The 19,717-nt window shown below is 70.3% G+C and carries 13 protein-coding genes; 6 read left to right on the top strand and 7 right to left on the bottom strand.

The features are described from left to right. Positions 1-291: 291 nt before the first annotated feature. From DFR74_RS14315 to DFR74_RS14300, 4 genes are all read right to left on the bottom strand, one after another. Positions 292-2,037, bottom strand: coding sequence for a fatty acyl-AMP ligase (locus DFR74_RS14315; RefSeq protein WP_067503018.1), 1,746 nt, complete (start codon positions 2,035-2,037; stop codon positions 292-294). A 33-nt stretch (positions 2,038-2,070) separates the two neighbouring features. Continuing rightward, positions 2,071-7,542 (bottom strand): type I polyketide synthase, encoded by a 5,472-nt coding sequence (locus tag DFR74_RS14310; RefSeq protein ID WP_067503022.1) that lies wholly within the window; start codon positions 7,540-7,542, stop codon positions 2,071-2,073. Beyond that, positions 7,539-7,817, bottom strand: a complete 279-nt coding sequence (locus DFR74_RS14305) for an acyl carrier protein (RefSeq protein WP_067503025.1) — start codon at positions 7,815-7,817, stop codon at positions 7,539-7,541. The genes DFR74_RS14310 and DFR74_RS14305 overlap by 4 nt, the downstream gene beginning before the upstream one ends. A 181-nt stretch (positions 7,818-7,998) precedes the next feature. Further along, positions 7,999-8,970, bottom strand: a complete 972-nt coding sequence (locus tag DFR74_RS14300) for an NAD(P)H-dependent flavin oxidoreductase (protein WP_195125032.1) — start codon at positions 8,968-8,970, stop codon at positions 7,999-8,001. Between the two features lie 335 nt (positions 8,971-9,305). Between DFR74_RS14300 and fadD5 the strand changes: the two genes are divergently transcribed. The 3 genes from fadD5 (at position 9,306) to DFR74_RS14285 (ending at position 12,444) form a co-directional block, all read left to right on the top strand. After that, positions 9,306-10,877 (top strand): fatty-acid--CoA ligase FadD5, encoded by a 1,572-nt coding sequence (fadD5, locus tag DFR74_RS14295; RefSeq protein WP_067503028.1) that lies wholly within the window; start codon positions 9,306-9,308, stop codon positions 10,875-10,877. A 163-nt stretch (positions 10,878-11,040) separates the two neighbouring features. Then, a complete protein-coding gene (locus tag DFR74_RS14290; RefSeq protein ID WP_147265830.1) occupies positions 11,041-11,835 on the top strand; it encodes a hypothetical protein in 795 nt (264 codons plus the stop codon). A 54-nt stretch (positions 11,836-11,889) separates the two neighbouring features. Further along, positions 11,890-12,444 (top strand): GNAT family N-acetyltransferase, encoded by a 555-nt coding sequence (locus tag DFR74_RS14285; protein WP_067503034.1) that lies wholly within the window; start codon positions 11,890-11,892, stop codon positions 12,442-12,444. Here the strand turns inward: DFR74_RS14285 and DFR74_RS14280 are convergent. From DFR74_RS14280 to DFR74_RS14270, 3 genes are all read right to left on the bottom strand, one after another. Next, positions 12,441-14,813 (bottom strand): lysylphosphatidylglycerol synthase transmembrane domain-containing protein, encoded by a 2,373-nt coding sequence (locus DFR74_RS14280; RefSeq protein ID WP_067503037.1) that lies wholly within the window; start codon positions 14,811-14,813, stop codon positions 12,441-12,443. The two genes, DFR74_RS14285 and DFR74_RS14280, sit on opposite strands and share 4 nt — an antisense overlap. 188 nt (positions 14,814-15,001) lie before the next feature. Then, on the bottom strand, positions 15,002-15,769 hold the full coding sequence (locus tag DFR74_RS14275) for an SDR family NAD(P)-dependent oxidoreductase (protein WP_228789774.1): 768 nt from the start codon (positions 15,767-15,769) through the stop codon (positions 15,002-15,004). Next, entirely contained in the window at positions 15,756-16,439 is a 684-nt protein-coding gene (locus DFR74_RS14270) for a 2OG-Fe(II) oxygenase (protein ID WP_233444441.1), read from the bottom strand. Before DFR74_RS14270 ends, DFR74_RS14275 begins: the two co-directional genes overlap by 14 nt. A 169-nt stretch (positions 16,440-16,608) precedes the next feature. Here DFR74_RS14270 and DFR74_RS14265 point away from each other — a divergent pair, with 169 nt between their 5' ends. The 3 genes from DFR74_RS14265 (at position 16,609) to DFR74_RS14255 (ending at position 19,715) form a co-directional block, all read left to right on the top strand. Beyond that, the gene (locus tag DFR74_RS14265; protein ID WP_067503045.1) at positions 16,609-17,211 is read left to right on the top strand and encodes a GDSL-type esterase/lipase family protein; all 603 of its coding nucleotides are present in this window, start codon (positions 16,609-16,611) and stop codon (positions 17,209-17,211) included. Positions 17,212-17,821: 610 nt separating this feature from the next. Then, positions 17,822-18,592 carry a FadR/GntR family transcriptional regulator gene (locus tag DFR74_RS14260; protein ID WP_067503050.1) on the top strand — a complete coding sequence of 257 codons (771 nt, stop codon included), beginning with the start codon at positions 17,822-17,824 and terminating at the stop codon, positions 18,590-18,592. Positions 18,593-18,746: 154 nt separating this feature from the next. Then, a complete protein-coding gene (locus DFR74_RS14255; protein ID WP_067503376.1) occupies positions 18,747-19,715 on the top strand; it encodes a DUF5996 family protein in 969 nt (322 codons plus the stop codon). The last annotated feature ends 2 nt before the right edge of the window (positions 19,716-19,717 follow it).

Below are 19,717 nucleotides of genomic sequence, written 5' to 3'. Positions count from 1 at the left end.
CGCACCGCACGGTCGCTCGTGCGAGCCGATTGTCGAACCTGCCTGTGCGCGGTCGGGATCGCGCGGCAGGGTTACCGCGCGGCGCGAGAGTATCCCGGTGGACAGCCCCACGGGCGGGTCGCGTAGACCGCTCGGTGCGTGCGCCCGGGGTCAATTGTCTCCTCGGCCCAGGTCGCGCCCAGCCCGCACTCGCAACATCGAAGCGCGGAGTGGACTCGGCGCGGTCGGGCGGGTGCGGCGGTGCGCGGAGTACTCCCGGCGGACTCGACGTGATCGGCTTGCGCGCGCACCTCACCCGGCGGGTGGCACCTTCCCCACGGCGAGCAGTCGCGGCAGCGTGCCGCTGTTGTAGAGCCTGCGGCATTCGGTGCGGCGGAGTTTCCCGCTGGAGGTTTTGGGGATGCGTCCGGGTTCGACCAGGACGACGGAGCCGGGCATGACTTCGTGGGCGGTGGCGACGGCGCCGCGGATGCGGCGGGCGATATCGGTGAGCACGGCGGATTCGGCCGTGTCGGTGGCGAGTTCGGCGATGACGACCAGGTCTTCGCGCTGCCCGCCGTCGGTGCCGAACGCGGTGATGTGGCCGGGCCGGATCTCGGGGGCGGCGGAGGCGACCGTGGATTCGATGTCGGCGGGGTAGTGGTTGCGGCCGTCGATGACGATGAGATCCTTCAGTCGCCCGGCCACATAGAGCTGCCCGTCGTGCCAGAAGCCGAGATCGCCTGTCCGCAACCATCTTTCGGTGCGTCCGGTGAGGGTGGCGGCGAACGTCTCGACCGTGGCGGCCGGGTTGGCGTGGTAGCCGCCGCACACGTTCGGCCCCGACACCCAGATCTCGCCGACGGTCCCCGCCGCGACTTCGGTGCGGTCGGCGGGATCGACGACGGCCACGTGCTGCCCCGCCGGCGCGCCACAGCCGACGAGCGGCAGTGCCGGAACGGAATCGTCGTCGGACGCGACGGCCCGGCCCTCGGTGAGCGCGCCGCGATCGAAGCGCTTCGTGACGGGCTCGGCATCCTGGACGGAAACCGTCACCGTGAGCGTGGCTTCCGCGAGCCCGTAGCCGGGTGTGTGCGCGTGGTGCCGGAATCCGCTGGGCGCGAAGGTCTCGGTGAATTCGGTCAGCACCTCGGCGCGCACCGGCTCGGCACCGTTGAACAGGACATCCAACCCGGAGAGGTCCAGTCCGGCGCGCTCCTCGGGCGTGGTCGCCGAAATAGCCAGGGCCAAGCCGAAATTCGGGCTGCCTGTCACGCCAGCCCGGTAGTCCGAGCAGGCCCGCAACCATCGGATCGGCCGTTTGACGAAATCCATGGGCGCCATCGTCACGCCGGGCACACACGAGTAGAGCGGCATGGACAGCGCCAGCACCAGGCCCATGTCGTGGAAGAACGGCAGCCAGGTGACGATCGGCCGGTCCCGGATCGCCGGGATCGCGCCCCACAGCTGCCCGAGCGCCGCCGCGAGGTGATCATGCCCGACCTCCACACCGGCGGGCGCCTTGGTGGACCCGGACGTGTATTGAAGGTAAGCCGGAAAAGACCCGATCGGATCGATCACAGGTGTGGTGGTGGACTGGGTGAGATCATCGGGTAGTCGCAGTATTTCGCCGAGCGCACGGCCAATCGCCGGTTCGGTGACCGTGTCCGCCGCCGACAGCAGGCTCACGGACGGTTCCGCGTCGGCGAGTACGCCGTCCAGCCGGTCGGTGTTCCGTGATCCCGAGACCGGAAAGAGCGGCACCGCGGTGCGATTCGCGTACAGGCAGCCGAGGAATGCCACCACGTAGTCGAGTCCGTGCGCCGTCAGTATCGCGACGCGATCACCCGGTGCGGTCGCAACCCGCAGCCGGTGCGCGACTTCGCCTGCCGCACGATGCAATTGGCCGTACGTGAGGGTGGTCGGCACGCATTTCGTTCCGCGATAGGCGAGTTCGGTGAACGCCGCGTCGTCGGCCCGGGTGCCTGCCCACACCGCCACCCGCTCGGCCAGCGTGTCCGATCGTGCCACGCCGGGCACCGCGCCGAATCCTGTCATGTCGCCTCACCACATTCCGTCACTGCGCCGACCTCACCGCTCGTCGCGCGCGGCGACCCGGTCGGTGAGCGCCGCCGCGAGCGCGGCGACGGTCGGATATTTGAAGACCTCCGCCGTCGAGAGCACGATCCCGAGCCGCTCCTCCAACCCCCGCCGCACCTCGATGGCGAGCAGTGAGCTGAGGCCCAGGTCGTTGAAATCGTCGTCCGGGCCGATGCGTTCGCTGGTCAGCTCCAGTGTGGCGGCCAGCACCCGGCGCACGGCGTCGGCGACGTCGCCGGTGGGGCGGCCGGAACCGGCCTCGGACCGAGAGTTTCCTGTGGACGGCTGTGGAGGAATCGGAGCGACGGGTTGCGGCTCGGTGGGAGAAAGCATTTCGCGCAGTCGTGCGGCCACGGGTGAGGAATCGTCCGTGGGCGTGTAATCCAGGGCGAGGAGGTAGGGCAGTCGGTAGCGGGAAACCTCGGTGAGCAGTGCGGAACCCCGGTCCGGGTCGAAGGGAGTGAGCCCGGCGCGCCGCAGATGGGTTGCCCCGCCCGCGCTTTCGGCCAGCCCCGAGGCCCAGGCGCCCCAGCCGATGCTGGTGATCACGCCCTTGTGCGGGGTGTGGGCGATCGCGTCCATGGCCGCGTTCGCGGCGGCGTACGCGGCTTGGCCGGGCGCGCCGAACGCGCCGGTGGCGGAGGAGAACAGGAAGACGAAGTCGAGCGGATCGGTGGCGGTGAGCGCGAGCAGGTCGGCGGCCGCGGCCGGTTTGGGGGCGAACATGCGAGCCAGCTGGCCGGCGTCGACGGTGTCGAACGCGGCGTCCTCCAGCGCGCCCGCCGCGTGCACGATGCCGCGCAGGGTGGAACCGCATTCACGAATGTCCTCGAGCGCGTTGTCCAGATCGCTGCGGTCGGCGACATCGCAGCGCACCACCACCATGCGGTCCTCGAAGCCATCGAGCAGCGGCGGCACGGGGCGTGGGGATCTGGTGAACACCACCACGTCTCGCGCCCCGGAGTCGAGCAGCCAGCGCACGGCGACCGCGCCGAGCGCGCCGAGCCCACCCGTCACGACGTACGTGCCCGCCGGGTCGATCTCGATCGGCTCGGCATCCGGCGGCACCGGCACGAACCTGCGCACCGCACAGGTCCCCGCCCGCAACCGCACTTCCCCGGCCGGTGCGTTCCCGCGCACGATCAGCTCGGTGAGCAACGCCGTCGACCGAGCGTCCTCGTCGGACCACACCAGACGCACGTGCCGGCCCGACTCGAGCTGCAAGGTGCGCGTCAGTCCGGCGATCCCCTGCGCCACGACGCCCCCGCGCAGCGCGGATTCGGGCAGCACCACGGTGATCGACTCGATGATGGGACGGGCCCGCGCTCGTTGCAGCAATTCCAGCACCCGAGCCACCGGTGTGCGACCGTCCTGTTCCTCCGGCCAGACGACCACCAGGGCGGTGCGCTCGGAGGCGGGGCGTCCCAGCAATACCGATTCGAAGACGGCAGTCGCCGAATCCGGATCCCGGGCAAGGCGTTCCGTGGGTAAGGTGCGTTCGAGCGCACGGGCGATCTCCCGCGTCGGCCGCGATTCCCCCACGACCAGACCACGTTTCGGCACCGAGGGTGCCGAGCGACCGTGCCCGACGAGCGTGCTCTGCTGAGTCTCAGCGTCGGTTGGTACCGGTGTCCACGCTTCGGTGTAGAAGGGGCTCGCCGGGTGTGTCGCCTCCGGCGTGGTGCTCGGTGTCGCCCCAACCTGCGGGGAGGTGTCGGCGTGCGCGGCAGCGGCGCTCGGCGTGATGTCGAGGAGTGGCGACGTGTTTGGTGCGAGCCCGGCGCGTGGTGCGGTTCCGGTGTATGGCGTCGCGTTCGGTGACAGTCCGGGTCTCTGTCCTGTGCTGGTGCCTGGCGCTGCGCCAGGTGTCCGCTCGTGGCGTGGTGCGGTGGCGATGGGTGGTGCGGTTGGCGCGGTGCCGGTGTGTGGTCCGGTGCCGGGTATCGCCTTGCTGCGTGCCGTGCCGGATTGTGGTGCTGTGCCCGTTGCCGGCTCGTGGTACGCCACCGTGCCCGATGTCGTATCGCGGCGTTCGATGCGCTTCGCGATACGCCCCCCGTCCACGAACCGCACCTGGACGCCGAGGAACGCCAGCGCTGGCGCGCCGTGCTGGTCGGTGCCGATCACGTCGGCGGTGACGCCGTGCGGGGAGCGGGTGCGCAGGATGGCGTGGGCCTGGTGCAGGGTGTGCCCCGGTTCGGTGGAGATCCAAGCGGTGTCCATCGCGATGGGAAGCGGGAGCGCGTCGCCGGGAAGGTCGCCGGCTGCTGCGGCGAGCAGGTGCAAGCATCCGTCCAGCGGTGCGGCACTGTGTAATTCGGCGGCCTCGAGGTCGGCGAGTGCGGCGTCGGTGGTGGCGAAGAGGTGCGTCAGGGGCCGGAACCGTGGGCCGTACTCGAGGCCCCTATCGTGCAGCGCCGCATAGAAGTCGGTGCCGGAAATTTCTCGCATCCGGTGGCGGGCCGCGCGATTGGCGTCGACCGCGCGCATCCACGCGACGATATCGGCCGGTGTCGGCGACGGACCGGGGCGAGCGGCCGCCAGGACCGTACCGTCGGTGGTTTCCGCGCGGACGCTCGCACCGTCGAGTCGATGGACGACTGTCGGCAGCGCGGCGAGGTCGGTGCGCTCGTGGACGAAGAAGTCCGCGAGAGTGCCCGCGCCGCCGCGATGGGCGGTGTGCAGCAGTCGGCGGACCCAGTGCACGGCGGGCACCGTCGGAATGCCTTGCACCACATGGTCATCCAGTGGTTCGGCGCGATAGGGAAGGTGCGGCGCGCCCGGTTCCTCGATGCCGAGCAGGGGAAAACGATGGCGCCGCCAATGCCTTCGGACAGCGGGCCCGTCGAAGCGGCCGTGTACGGCCCAGTTCACCGCTCGCCCTTCGATATACAGGTGCGCTAGGCAGTCGAGGAGAGCTGCCGCCTCGTCGGTGCGGGCGGCGACCGGGTAGGCGCTCTCGCGGAAATCGGGGTGCTCGCGCGCGGCGGGCGTGAGGACGGGCTGCGGCGACAATTCGAGGACGGTCCCGAGCCCGTCGGCGGCGGCACTGTCGAGCGCGGCCGCGAGTTCGACTGTGCCGGAGACGTTGTCGGCCCAGTACTCGGCATCCATGGCCGCCGAGTCGAGTACCGCTCCGCGCCGCGCGGTCGAGTAGACCGGCACCCAGGGCGCCGCCGGCGTCAACCCTTCGAGCCCGGCCGTGAGTTCCGGTAGCACCTCCCCCACCTGCGGGCTGTGCGCCGCGAAATCGACCGCGATCCGTCGCGCGAACAACCCCCGCCTGCTCGCCCGGCGCACGAGCGTGTCGATATAGCGCGGCGTCCCCGAAACCACGACCGCCCGTGGACCGTTCACCGCCGCCACCGCGACGTGTTCACGCATCGGCGCCACCAGCCGATCGGCCTCCTCGGGCGTCGACTCCAGCAGGGCCATCGCCCCGCGCCCGTCGAGACGCGCCAGCACCCGGCTGCGCACCACAGCCACCCGCGCCGCCTCGGCCGTGCTCAACGCGCCGCTCACCGCCGCCGCGGCGACCTCACCCAGACTGTGCCCGGCCACAGCGTCGGGCCGCACGCCCCACGAGTCGAGCAGCCGGGCCAGCGCCACTTGGTACGCGAACAATGCTGGCTGCACCTGTTCGGTCGCCGCCCCCGCGCCCAGCCCGAACCCGCGGCGCGGCGTCCACACTCGCGGCCCACCCTGCGCCGCGATCGCATCGGATACCTCCGCCAGCGCCCCCGCGAACACCGGATACCGTGCCGCCAGCGCGCGACCCATCCGCGCGTGCTGCCCGCCTTGCCCTGAGAAGAGGAACAAGACCCCACCGCGCCGCCGACGGGTGACCGGCCCAAACACTGCGTTCGACGGCGAATCCTCCGCCAGTGCAAGCAATCCCGATACAGCCTCGTCGGCGGAACCGGCGACCACCGCCGCCCGCGCGTTCTCCGGAATCACCCGCGCGGTCGCCACCGCGAAGGAGCGCAAGGCCGTTGGTGGATCGTCCCCCGACGCCTGTGCGAATGCCGGGGACCGTTCGCTTCGCGCCGCGCGTGCGGGCGGCGACAGGGGGTTGCGCGCCGGATCGGGCTCGTCGGCGCGCCCGACCCCCACGCGCACCGGATCGAGCCGCGCCGCCAACTCCCGCGCATTCTCCCGCAACGCCCCCACGTCACGCCCCGTCACGGCGAGGACAACCGGCGACTCCTCCTGATCGAGCGCCCGCTCCGCGTACCCCCGCAACACGACGTGCGCGTTCGTCCCGCCGAACCCGAACGAACTCACCCCCGCCAGCCGGAGTTCGGGCGGCACCGCGCTCCAGTCGACGGGGCCGGTCGGAACGCGCAACCCGCGCTCCTCCAGCTTCAACAGCGGGTTGGGCGTCTCGAAGTGGATGGTCGGCGCGATCACGCCGTGGTACACCGACAACGCCGTCTTGATGAGCCCGGCGACCCCGGCCGCCGCTTCCAGGTGCCCGAGATTGGACTTCACCGACCCGATCCACACGCCCGAATCCTCCGGCAGCACGGACGCCAGCGCGCCGACCTCCACCGCGTCGCCCAGAGACGTTCCCGTGCCGTGGCATTCGAGGTACCCCACCGCGCCCGGTTCCAGCCCGGCCCGCGACCAGGCGTCCAGCACCGCGCGGCTCTGTGCCCGCCCGTTCGGCGCGTACAGCCCGTTGGACCGGCCGTCCGAACCGACGGCGGCGCCGAGGATTTCGGCGTAGATCCGGTTCCCCTCGCGCTGAGCGTCTTCCGTGCGCTGCAACACGATCACACCGCACCCGTCGCTGCGCGTGTATCCGTCGGCGGTCGCATCGAAGGGTTTGCATCGCCCGTCGGGAGCGAGGAATCCACTGCGCGCCAAGTAATCCGAGGTGTGCGGCAGCAACGTCAGGTTCACCCCGCCCACCAGCGCGAACGGCACCGTCCCGTCGGCGAGCAGCCGCAGCGCCAGATCCACCGCCGCCAGCGACGACGAGCACGCGCTGTCCACCACCAGGCTCGGCCCGTGCAGGTCGAGGGCGTAGGAGAGGCGGTTGGCGATGATGCTCAGCGCCGACCCGGTCACCGCGTACGGCGCGTCCCGCTCGCCGCCGCTCAGCGTGGCGATGCCGTGGTCGTAGCCGCACGCGCCGAACACCACGGCCGCGTCGGAACCCTTGGTGCGGTAGCCGATTCCGGCGTCGTCCACCGCCTCCACCGCCACTTCCATGGCGAGTCGCTGCTGCGGGTCCATGGCCGCGGCCTCGCGGGCCGAGACGGCGAACCACTCGTTATCGAACCACTCGACATCGTCGAGATAGCCCGCCCGGCGGGTGAGCGGGCGGTTCGGCGGTGGGTCGCCCGTGGCATCGCGCCCGTCGAGCAACAGCCGCCAGTACGCGTCGAGGCCCGCCGCGCCGGGCACCCGGCACGCCATCCCGACGATGGCCACTGGAGGGGGTTCGGGGGTGGTCATCGCATCGCGAGGAACTCGGCCAGTTGTTCGATATCGGGGTGGTCGTAGAGCGCCGCGAGCGACACTTCCACGCCCATGGCGTCCTCGAGCTGCGCGGTGAGCCGGGCCAGTTGCAGCGAGCTCAGGCCGAGTTCGGCGAACGGCGTGGTGGTGGACACGTCGCCGGGGTCGACGCCGAGCAGCTCGGCGATGGCGGTGACGGCGGCCTCGGTGAGCACGATCCGGCGCCCGCGGACGTCGCCCGCGCTGTGCTCGTCGCGCCCGTTCGGCCGCATCGCGTCCTCCCTCCCCGCGCCCCGGCACGGTTCCCCCGCGATTATGCCGTACCCGAGAGCCTCGGCAAGCGGCCGTTTTCCGCTGGGCGACTGAGGGTTTCACGACACGCCGAGCACATCCGCACACCCTCGCGTGTCGGCCGAGCGACGACCTGCCGCCGACCCCGGCGACCGGCCGGGGTCAGGCGATCAGCTCGCCCAACCGCGCCCGGATCAGCTCCTCGGCCTCGCTCACCATCCGTTCGATGAGTTCGCCGCAACTCGGGATGTCGTGGATCAACCCCTGCGCCAGGCCCGCCGACCAGATGCCCGCGTCCAGGTCACCCTCGTCGAACACGCGGCGCCCGCGCGCGCCGGAGACGAGTTCGCGCACGTCCTCGAATGTGCCGCCCGCCTTCTCGATCTCGACCACCTTGCGGCTGATCTCGTTGTCCGCCACGCGGGCGGTGTTGCGCAGGGTGCGGAAGATCAGCTGGGTGTCGAGTTCGCTGTTGGCGACGATCTGCTCCTTGACCTTCTGGTCGATGCACGACTCCCGCGTGCACAGGAACCTGGTGCCCATGTTCACCCCGTCGGCGCCCAGCGCCATCGCCGCGACCAGCCCGCGCGCGTCGGCGATGCCGCCGGAGGCGATCATCGGGATGTCGAGCACGCGCGCGGCGGCGGGGATCAGGATGAGGCCGGGGATGTCGTCCTCGCCGGGGTGACCAGCGCATTCGAATCCGTCGATGCTCACGCCGTCGACGCCGATCTTCTGCGCCTTGAGCGCGTGCCGCACGCTGGTGCACTTGTGCAGCACCTTGATGCCGGCCTCGCGGTAGTACGGCAGGAACGGTTCGGGGTTGGAGCCGGCGGTCTCCACGATCTTGATGCCGCTGTCGATGATGGCCTCGACGTATTCGCCGTAGGGCGGCGGGTTGATGGAGGGCAGGATGGTCAGGTTCACGCCGAACGGCTTGTCGGTGAGCGCGCGGGTGCGGTCGATCTCGCGGCGCAGGTCGTCGGGGGTGGGCTGGGTGAGCGCGGTGAGGAAGCCGAGCGCGCCCGCCTCGGCCACGGCGGCGACGAGTTCGGCGCGGCCGACCCACATCATCCCGCCCTGCACGATCGGGTGCTCGACGCCGAATTCCTCGGTGAACCTGGTACGCAGCACGGTGCTCTCTCCTCAGCTCTCGCGGGCGTTCTGCTCCGCCCGCACGCCACCGATGGTGACACGGGAATCCTCCCGTGCTCAAGTCATAAGTAAGCGACGATTCACAGATTCGAGCAAACTGATGTGGCCGGAAATGCCTACAGTGTTCGGCAAATCACCTGGTAAAGACGAGTAGACAGGCCAAGAAGCCGAGAAGCTGGCCTGAACCGCCATTCTGCCCCGCATCCCTTGATGATCAATTAAGTTAGTTGGTATTCTCACCCACGTTCCGAGGCTCCGATGCGCGGCCGACCACGGTGGTCGACCCGGCGGCGGGCCCGAGAGGAGTAGGCGGCATGACCACCGGCGCGCAGGCGCTCGACGAGCCCATCAGGTCCCGGCGCAACCACTGGAACAACCAGATCGCCACCCACGCGCTCATGCGCCCCGACGCGGTGGCCCTGCGCTTCCGCGGCGCCGACACCACGTGGCGGCAACTGCACGAGCGCTCCCAGCGCTTCGCCGACGCCCTGGCCCGCCGCGGCGTCGGCTTCGGCGACCGGGTGCTGATCCTCGCGCTGAATCACCCCGAATACCTGGAAGCCGTGTTCGGCATCAACGCCCTCGGCGCGATCGCGGTGCCGGTCAACTTCCGGCTCACCCCGCCCGAGATCGCCTACATCGCCGCCGACAGCGGCGCGACGACCCTCGTCACCGACGCCCCGCTGCAACCGCTGGCCGCCGCCGTCCGCGCGCAGTCGCCCGCGCTGGCCACCTGTGTGGTGATCGGCGGCCAGTCGGCCGAGGACGTGGTCGCCTACGAGGACGCCCTCGCTGAGGACGGCGCACCGCACACGCCGCTCGACATCCCCGAGGACACGCCCGCCCTGATCATGTACACCTCGGGCACCACGGGCAGCCCGAAGGGCGCCGTGCTCTCCTACGCGAACATGAACGCCCAGGCGCTGACCTGCATCCGCGCCATGGACATCGGCCCCGACTCCATCGGCTTCTGTACCTCGCCGCTGTTCCACATCGCCGGATTGGGCAGTCTCGCACCGTATTTCCAGCTCGGCGGCAAGACCGTGCTGCATCCGCTGGGCGCCTTCGACGCCACCGAGTTCCTCGACGCGGTGGAGGCCGAGCGCGCCACCACCGCCTTCTGCGTGCCCGCGCAGTGGCAGCTCATCTGCGCCGAACCCACCGTCAAGCAGCGGGATCTGGCGCTGCGGATGCTGAGCTGGGGCGCCGCGCCCGCCTCCGACACGGTGCTGCGCGCGATGGCCGACTGCTTCCCCGACGCGCAGAACGTCGCGGTGTTCGGCCAGACCGAGATGTCGCCCATCACCTGCGTGCTCGAGGGCAAGGACGCGCTGCGCAAACTGGGCTCGGTGGGCAAGGTCGTCCCGACGATCCAGGCTCGCGTGGTGGACGACGGGATGAACGACGTGGCGCCCGGCGAGATCGGTGAAATCGTCTATCGCGGACCGACTCTCATGCAGGGCTACTGGAACAAGCCCGAGGCCACCGCCGAATCGTTCGCCGGCGGCTGGTTCCACTCCGGCGATCTGGTGCGCCAGGACGAGGAGGGCTTCGTCTGGGTGGTGGACCGCAAGAAGGACATGATCATCTCCGGCGGCGAGAACATCTACTGCGCCGAGGTGGAGAACGTCCTGTTCGCGCACCCGAAGATCCGCGAGGCCGCGGTGATCGGCCGCGCGCACGAGAAGTGGGGCGAGGTTCCGGTGGCCGTGGTCGCGCTCGCCGATCCCGAGGGCGACCTCACGCTCGCGGAGCTCGAGCCGTACCTGAACGAGAGCCTGGCCCGCTACAAGCATCCGAAGGATCTGGTGCTCGTGCCGGAACTGCCGCGCAACGCCAGCGGCAAAGTGGTGAAGGTGCAACTGCGCAAGGACCACGGCTCCTAGGTCTCCAGCGCCGCCCGGCCGCGTGCCGGGCGGCGCTGTGCCGGAAAGCGTCCCCCGGCCGCTCCCGCTGTGATTGAATTCCCCTGGCTACTTCTCGGCTACGTGTGAATCGTGCTGAAGCTGTTCGGCTTCGGCATTGTCGAACGAGGTCAGGAGCGAATTCGTGAATTCCAAGCGGTGTGCTGTCCTGGTCGGGCTGGCCGCGGTGGTGGTTGCCGGTGGCGCCGCCTGCGGTAGCGACGACGATTCCGAGAACGCGGCGCACGCCACGTCGACCACCACGTCGGCCACCGCGACCCCCACCAGCGCGCGCAAACTCGTGGGCCCGAGCGCCGCCCCGCTCCCACCGCCGAGTCCGACGCATCCGCCCGCCCCGGCGCCGACCCCGACCCCCGAACCGCTGGCCGACGTGAACTGCGGCCCGGTGACCGGGTCCAACGGCGCCACCGCCGACGTGATCGCGTTCGCCTCCGCGGCGGGTCGCGCGGGCTGTACCGAGGCGATCACCGTCGCCTCCGACTACGTGGGCGTGCCGCGCACGGGCGACGCCCAGACCGTCGACGGCTGGACGTGTGAACCGCAGCCCGACACCACGATTCCGCACATCTGCGTCAACCAGGGCCTCACCATCGGCCTGCGCGGCCAGGCCGGTCCGGCGACTCCGCCGCCGCCCGCGCCGACGCCGATCCGCACCGTCGACCCCGACCAGCCGCCCGCACCCGACCCCGGGCACAGCGTCGAGGACGTGAACTGCGGCCCGGTCACCGACGCGGGTGGCGGCACCCGCACCGTCATCGCGGTCGGCACCGCCGCCGGTCGAGTGGGCTGCACCGAGGCCATCGACGTCGCGACGGAATTCGTCAGCACCATCAGCGATTCCGACACGAGGACGGTGCGGGGCTGGCAGTGCGCCGCCGCGGGCTGCACCAAGGACGGCCTGACCATCGCGCTGAACTGAGCGACGCGCCTCGCCCCGGTCGGGGCGAGTGGTTCCGATCGGTACTATCGAGGCGTGTCCTCGCTAGAACTCCCCATCAAAACCGAACGCCTCGTCCTGCGTACGCACGAGCCCGCCGATGCCGTTGCGCTGCAACGGATCTACGGCCAGCCCGAGGTCGCGCGCCTCCTGCTGGACGAGCCGTGGACCCCGAGCGACGCCGAGGAGAAGGTCGCCGCGCGGCTGGCCAGGACCGGCCTCGATACCGAGGAGCACGCCCTCGCGCTCGTCATCGAGGCCGACTCGGTGGTGCTCGGGGACGTCGCGCTGTGGGCCACCGACGCCGAGCGCGGCGTCGCCGAGATCGGGTGGGTGCTCGACCCCGCCGCCGGTGGCCGCGGCTACGCCGCCGAGGCGGCGGGCGCGGTGCTGCGCCTGGGCTTTCGCACCTATGGCCTGCACCGCGTGACCGCCCAGATGGACGCGCGCAACACCGCGTCGGCCCGCCTGGCCGAACGTCTCGGCATGCGCCGCGAAGCCCACCTCCGCCAGGACTGGTGGAGCAAGGGCGAGTGGACCGACACCGTGATCTACGGGATGCTCGCCGACGATCCCGGCGCGCGCGCCTAGATCATCTCCTTCGACGTCATCCAGCGCATGGTGAACCAGCCGCAGAACACCGGCAGCCAGCAGGTGAGCACGCGGTAGAGCAACACGGACGGGACGGCGACGCTGGCGGGCAGGCCGAACGCCGCGAGGCCGCCGATCAGGGCGGCCTCGACGGCGCCGACACCACCGGGCGTCGGCGCGGCCGAGGCCAGCGTGCCGCCGATCATCGTGACGATGGTGACGGTGACGAACGTGGTGCCGCCGCCGAACGCCTGCACGCTGCACCACAGCGCCCCGGCCAAGCCGAGCGTGATGGCGGCGCAGCCGGCGATGATGATCGAGAACCGCTTCGGGTCCTTGGCCAGCTGCCCCAGCTCGCCCAGCACCTCCTGCAACTGCGGGCGCACCGAATTGTTCAGCCAGCGGCGCAGTTTCGGCACGAACATGAACGTGCCGATGATGCCCACGCCCACGCCCGCGGCCAGGTAGATGATGGTGGGGTCGGGCACGAAGTGCGACAGGTCCGCCGAGGTCCCGGCCACGATGGAGAACAGCACCAGCAGGCTCAGGTGCGTGATCACCTGCACCGCCTGCTGCAGCGCGACGGCGGCGGTGGCGCGCACCGTGCCCAGCCCGCCCTTCTGCAAGAACCGCACGCTCAACGCCAAACCGCCCACGCGCGCCGGCGTGGTGGTGGCGGCGAAGGTGTTGGCGATCTGCATGATCACCAGGTTGCGGTAGCTCACCAACCCCGACGCGCACGCCCACAGCGCCGCCGCCGCACCGAAATAGGTGAGGCTGGAGACGCCGAGCCCCAGCAGCGCCCACCACCAGTTGGCGGTGCGCAGCTGGGAGAAGAAGGTCGGGACCGCGCTGATGAACGGGTAGGCCACGTACACCAGGCCGATCAACAGCACCAGCTGGATGATCTGGTTGCGGGAGAACCGGGTGATCTGATCGGCCTCGATCTTGTCCTGTCCGGTCTGCCTGCGCACCTCGTCGCGCGCCTCGCCGACGATCGAGCCCCACTCCGGGATCGCCATCCGGATGCCCGACGGCATGGCCGATTTGATGAGCCTGCGCGTCGCGATCAACACCGTCTGCTCGCCGAGCGCATCGATCGCCGCGCCGACCGCGGGTTCCTTGCCGTAGATCGCGGTGGTGGTGACCAGCAACTGCGCGATATCGGTGTGCAGCTGGGTGTCCGAGGCGCCGAACTCCGCGCTGCCGAACCCGCTGAACAGCACTTTGTCCCCGGCGATGCCGACGTCGTCGGGGCGCAGATCCCCGTGCGCGACCGTGTTGCTGTGCAGCGCGTCGAGCGCTTTCCACACCCGCGGCAGGTGCTCGACCGGGGTTTCGTTCAGGGGGGTGAGGTCGGCGTCGGTGTGCGCGTACAGCATCCAGCCGCGATCCAGCGAGGCCACCGCGACCACCTGCTGCCCCGACAACCCCGTCTCACCCACGGCGATCGTCATCAGCGCCCGGTGCTCCACGGCGCGATGCATCGAACCGTGCAGCGCCGCCGTCTCACTGCTGCGGAACGTCAGCCAGCGCCACACCATGCGCAGCGCGCCGTGACTGCGCTGGTTCTTGCCGTACATCTCGACGGTGAGTTCCCGCTCGGGCCCGTCGATCTCGGCGGCGAGCACCAGCGGTCCCGACCCGGCCGGCCGCACCACCGTGAACGCGGTGACCGTGTGCCCGCGCCGGGCCAGCACCCGCACGGCCGCCTCCAGCGGCACCTCCAGCGCGGGCGTGCCGACAACCCACACGATCAGCGCGCCGACCAGCCAGCCCACCGCCAAGCCGAACATCGCCCGCGCGGGCACCACGGTGCTGACCACGAGGTGGATCGGCGCGAACGCCAGCAGCAGGAACCACCACCAGCGCCGCGGCTTGGTCGGCAGCCACGGACTCGACACCGTGAGCACCGCGGCCAGCATGGCGATCCAGCGCGGATCGTCGAGGAACTGGGACAGGAACGTGTCAAGACGCTCGGGCACCTGCAGATGCCATTGCGGAGCCGACAATCCCGTTCCCGTGATGGACAGCAGCAGACCTGCGATGATCCCCGCCGCCGCGTAGCCCGCGAGCAGCTTCCACTGCCTGCCGATGACCAACTCGATGAGAATCGCGAACGGCAGGATCAGGATCGCGATGCCGTACAGCAGATACACCAGATTGGACTGGTCCGGCGTGAGGAAGCCGACGATATCGGACACCGACTGTTCCAGTGCCAGCCACTCCGGCCGCGTGATCACCGACGCCGCGATCACCACGCCGAGCCACAGCGCCGCGAGCATGACGCGGACGATGTCCGTGGTCCGCCGGATCAGCGGCTGCAGGAGACTCCCCGTGACCGGGATCTCCCGCCCGTCGACTCGCATGTCGTATCGGCACTTTCGGATCGGTTGGCGCTGGCTCGGCCACCCCCTGTCTCACCCGTGTCGTGAGTATGCAGCAGGTCGCCGCGGTCGATCGGCACCAACACGCCGCGGCGGACCGACCTCGCGCGGTGCCGCCTCGGCCGCAGTTCACCTTGCCAGAGACGGCGCCGCGATGGCGGGGCGACCCGTCAGCCGCGGGTGTGCTTGCCCGCGACCGCCTCGGTCGCGACGGGCTCGGCGCCGATGCTGAACACGCCCCCGGTTTTGGTGCCCACATCCAGCTCCACGATGGCGCGCAGGACCTGCTCGGTGGGGACCAGCGCGGGAAAACTATTGGGCGACACCGCGTTCACGCGCACGCCGAACTCGCCGAATTCGCGCGCCATATGCCGGGTCAGGTGGTTGAGCGCCGCCTTCGACGCCGAATACAGCGCCTGCCCACCGGGGTAGACGTTCGACCCCGACAGGCTCGACACGTTGACGATATTGCGCTTGCGCTCCCGGTTCTTCGCGTCGGTGTGCAGCCAGCTGCGTTGCGCCAGCCGCGCCGCCAGGCGCAGCGGCACCCCGACGTTGATCGCGAACATCGGATCGAAATCGTCCAGCGCGCTGTCGCCGTCGATGAGGCCGTTCGGATGCAGTTGCAGGCTCGCGGCATTGTTGACCAGCAGGTCCACGCCGCCGAACTTGGCCAGCGCCAGATCCACCACCCGCTCCACCTCGCCCGGCTGGGTCAGGTCGGCGCGGATCAGGAACACCCGCGAGGCGTTCTCCGGCACGTCGCCGTCCGGGTCGAACGGGTCCACGAACCACTCGTGCTGCGAGGGCGCGGCCGGTGTGCGGGTGCGGCACACCGCCACGATGTCGTACGCGCCGTACAACTCGCGGCAGAACGCGTCACCCAGCGTGCCGCCCGCTCCGGTCAGCAGGCACACCCGGCGTTCACCAGTAGACAATGCGGTCTCCTCCCCAACGCTGCACGGCTTCGTCCTTCGGACGGTGCAACCACATCACGATGCTGTTGCGGTCGCGCCGGTTGCGGCCCGCGTAGGCGTGCCACGTGCGCGGCGTGCACTCGAAGATCACCATCGAGTTGTCCAACGGCGGCACCGCCAAGGTGGGCGCCGGGTCGGACACGTTCGCGTAGAAACAGGTCTCGCCGCCGTCGCCGGCCTGCCACCCGGGATTGTTCAGATAGAACAGCACCGCGACCGCGCGGATCGTCTCGCGCGCCGCCACACCCGTGCCGCGCGCGCCGGTCTTGATGTCGACCGTGGGATGCGGCAAGCGCACTTCGCCACGCGCGGGCGGGGCGTCGCCGGGAAACCACGCCGGATTCAAATCGTTGTGGGCCCAACCCGGTTTGCTCTTGGGCGGATGATGGTGCACCGAGCCCTCCACGTCGCCCGTGGTGCGCACCCCCGCGATACCCGCGATCAGGTCGTGCCACTCCCGCGAGGTGAACAGCGCGAGCGGGCCGTCGCGCAACTGCGTGAGCGGCACACCGCTCGCCCCGTAATTGGCCGCCACCTTGTTGAACTTGCCCGCCTGCTCGGCCCGCACCCGCTCGTAGTGCTCGGCCAGCCGCTTGTAGAAGTCGTCCACGAACACGTCCCGCGCGTACACGTGCGGAAACGGTTCCGTCCTGCGCACCCACCGCCGGTGTGCGAACAAGTCCGTGAACCAAGCCGGCGCCCGGCCCACCGATTCCCCTGCCACAGTCACTCCCTCCCGGACCAACCCGGCCGATGATAGCTGTGTTCTCGCGGCTTCTTCCGCGTGGGAGCATGGTGGGGTGGGTGGATCCGATGTGCGGGTGTGTTTCGTGGGTGACTCCTTCGTCGCCGGTGTGGGGGATCCGGTGTGCGCGGGGTGGGCCGGGCGGGTGGCGGCGGTCGCGCACGGTGCGGGGGTCGCGCTGACCGCGTACAACCTCGGGGTGCGCAGGCAGACGTCCACGGATATCGCCAAGCGGTGGTTCGCGGAGTGCGCGCAGCGGCTGCCGTCCGGGGTGGACGGGCGGGTCGTGTTCTCGTTCGGCGTGAACGACACGATGGAAGAGGACGGGGTGCGGCGGGTGCCCGCCGACGCGTCCGCCGCGAATCTGGTCAAGATGCTGGGCCAGGCGGCCGACCGCGGCTGGTCGGCGCTGGTGGTCGAACCGCCGCCGGTCGATGACGACGCCCACAACACCCGTATCGCACGGTTGGGCGACCGGTTCGCGTCCGTATGCGCCGAGGAACACGTGCCGTTCGTGCGCGTCCACGAGCAGTTGCGCGCCGACGAGGTGTGGCTGCGCGAGGTGCGGGCGGGCGACGGCGCCCATCCGTCGGCGGGTGGCTACGAGGCGTTCGCCGCCCTGGTCACCCCGGCGTGGCTGGACTGGCTGGCCGACTGAACAAACTCCGTCTCAGACGGGGTTCGCGGCGGTTCCGGCGGGCCCGGCGCGGTCGCGAGCGAATGTTCTTGTGCGCGAACGCCATCGGCGGTGCGATACCGGAGCGCCGAGGAAATGCGGCCACTCGAGCATTCCGTGGCCCATTCTTTCCATCCGGACGGGTTGCCGTCGCGGCAGCGAAAAATACCGCGAACCGAAATTCAGCGGGCTGCTCCGCGCGCCTCGAATTGACGCCGCCGCACCGACTGCACACGTGTTGCCAGCAAATTGCCGGTAGTGGCATCACCATTCCCCCACTCGCGACGCGACACCCCACCCCGACTCGAGCCCCGACTGAGCCCCGGTCCGCGCGGGTGACGGCCCCGCGCCCCCTGGCGGGCCCCGGCCGTCCCGGTTCCCGAGGTTCGCGCGCACCCGCCCGCCCCGCCGCGAGTGTTACCCGTGATAACGAAAGTCCACGTCGAATTATCATCGGTACCAACGCCGGTCGCCGCCGACCCATGAGACAAGTCACACTGCGGGCGGATCGCCGCGACCCGGGTGCGGAGCGCCGGGTGAGGGCTTAGACTGTCTGGGACGTATTGTGTACAGAGTCGAAAGGTGGCATCCGATGGGGTCCCAAACGGTAGTCGCCGACGTCGCCGACGAACTGGCGCGCCGCGTTGCCGCGGGGGAATATCAGCCGGGGGATTTGATGCCGTCGGTCCGTCAGGTCGCGGAAGAATTCGATATGAATCGCGCGACGGCACAGCTGACCCTGGGTCGGCTGGAATCGTACGGATTCGTCGAGGCGCGGCGCGGTAAAGGTTTCACCATTCGCGACGTGCGCGAGGCGGGCGGCATCGACGTGTACCGCCACCTCTTCCGATTCTCGGTGCCGATGCCGGACGTGGCGATCGAGATGTTCCACGACATCGTGGACGTGGAGCGCGGCATCGTGATGGAGGCGCTGCTGGCCTACACCGCGAGCGAGCAAACGATCGATCCGGCCGAACTCAAGGCCGCCATCGACGAGCTGGAAAGGCTTGCGCGGCTGGAGGTTCCGGATTACCGCCAGATCCTCGCGCTCGAGGTCGCGCTGGTGCGCGGGCTGCTCACCGCGCTCGGGCTGAGCATGCAGCGCGCCATCCTCAACTCCATCGGCGAGATGGTGCTCGAGGTGCCCGAGGCGATCGAGGCCTACTTCGCGGGCGCCGCCGACCTGCACGTGCTGGTGTGGCGCGCGCTGGTGGCGGTGTGGGAATCCGGGTCCGGTCCGTCGGAGGCGCAGCTCGCGCTGTTCGAGGACCTGTTCGGCATGTACCACGCGAAGGTCGTCGCGAAGTTCGAGGAGTTGCTCGGCGGCCTGCCCGCCGCGCAGGCGCACGCCGCCACCGCCTGACCTGCGACGCTCTCACCTGCGGTAAGGGAAGCGAGTCGCACGCGGCTCGCTCCCTCGGGGCACGTCGATCGTGGGCATCGACGCACACGACGCCGTGCGGGCGCGCCCGCGATTCGCCGACGCCCACGCCGACGATGGCCGTACCGTGGCCGGTATGACCGCGCCAGTCGAACCGCTGCCCGCCCTCCCCCTCGCGCCGTGGCGCTCCACCAAGGAGACGCTGCACCGCTTCGCCCAGGTCGTCGGCAAGGTCGCCCTCGCCAAGGGCATCCGCCGCAATCACTGGTGGCATATGACCTTCCGGCTCACCGCGCGCGGCTGGACCACGGTCCCGCTCGGCACCGCCCGCAGCGGGCCCGTGTTCACCTGCGCGTTCGATTTCTTCGATCACGCGCTGATCGTCGCCACCGACGACGGCGCGCAGGTGCGGGTGGACCTGCCCGGCAAATCCGTCGCCGAGTTCTACGAGGACGTGCTCGCCGCGCTCAGCGCCCTCGACATCCACGTGGTGATCCCCAACCCGCACCCCTTCGACCTGCCCGACGCCGACCGCCCGTTCGAACAGGACACCGAACACGCGAGCTACGACCCGCAGCAGGCGCTCGCCGCGTTCCGCGTGCAGAGCCAGGTGGGCCGGATCCTCGAGGAGTTCAGCGCCACCTACTCCGGCAAGATCAGCCCCGTCCAGGTCTTCTGGCACACCTTCGACATCGCCGTGCAGCGCTTCTCACCGCGCCACATCGAGATGCCCGCGTCGGTGGATTCGGTGACCCGCGAGGCGTATTCGCGCGAAGTGATCAGCGCGGGCTTCTGGTTCGGCGACGACAACGTGCCCGAACCCACCTTCTACTCCTACGTCGCGCCCGAACCCGAAGGGCTCACCGGGCGCGCCCTGAGCCCGGCCGGCGCGCGCTGGGTGACGTCGGGTTCCGGGCACGCCGCGTACTACGCCTACGACGAGGCGCGCCGCGCCGACGACCCGGTCGGCGCGGCACTCGAGTTCTTCCAGTCGGTCTACGCCGCCGGTTCCCAGCTGGCCGGTTGGGACGCCGACCAGCTGGCCTGCTCGGGCGGGGTCACCGATCCGGTGCTGAAGAAGACCGAGATCCGCTTCGGCGGCTGAGC

Origin of the sequence: Nocardia puris, from assembly GCF_003315035.1 — a bacterium.
GTDB classification, from domain to species: Bacteria; Actinomycetota; Actinomycetes; order Mycobacteriales; family Mycobacteriaceae; genus Nocardia; species Nocardia puris.
Note: the sequence above shows the minus strand (reverse complement) of the source record. Positions and strands in the feature narration are given on the sequence as shown.

What these genes read in the sequence shown, in the direction of transcription:
- fadD5 (WP_067503028.1), top strand. Translation starts at nt 9,306, where the DNA reads ATGACCACCGGCGCGCAGGCGCTCGACGAGCCCATCAGGTCCCGGCGC.
- DFR74_RS14305 (WP_067503025.1), bottom strand. Translation starts at nt 7,817, where the DNA reads ATGCGGCCGAACGGGCGCGACGAGCACAGCGCGGGCGACGTCCGCGGG.
- DFR74_RS14255 (WP_067503376.1), top strand. Translation starts at nt 18,747, where the DNA reads ATGACCGCGCCAGTCGAACCGCTGCCCGCCCTCCCCCTCGCGCCGTGG.
- DFR74_RS14260 (WP_067503050.1), top strand. Translation starts at nt 17,822, where the DNA reads ATGGGGTCCCAAACGGTAGTCGCCGACGTCGCCGACGAACTGGCGCGC.
- DFR74_RS14310 (WP_067503022.1), bottom strand. Translation starts at nt 7,542, where the DNA reads ATGACCACCCCCGAACCCCCTCCAGTGGCCATCGTCGGGATGGCGTGC.
- DFR74_RS14280 (WP_067503037.1), bottom strand. Translation starts at nt 14,813, where the DNA reads ATGCGAGTCGACGGGCGGGAGATCCCGGTCACGGGGAGTCTCCTGCAG.
- DFR74_RS14315 (WP_067503018.1), bottom strand. Translation starts at nt 2,037, where the DNA reads ATGACAGGATTCGGCGCGGTGCCCGGCGTGGCACGATCGGACACGCTG.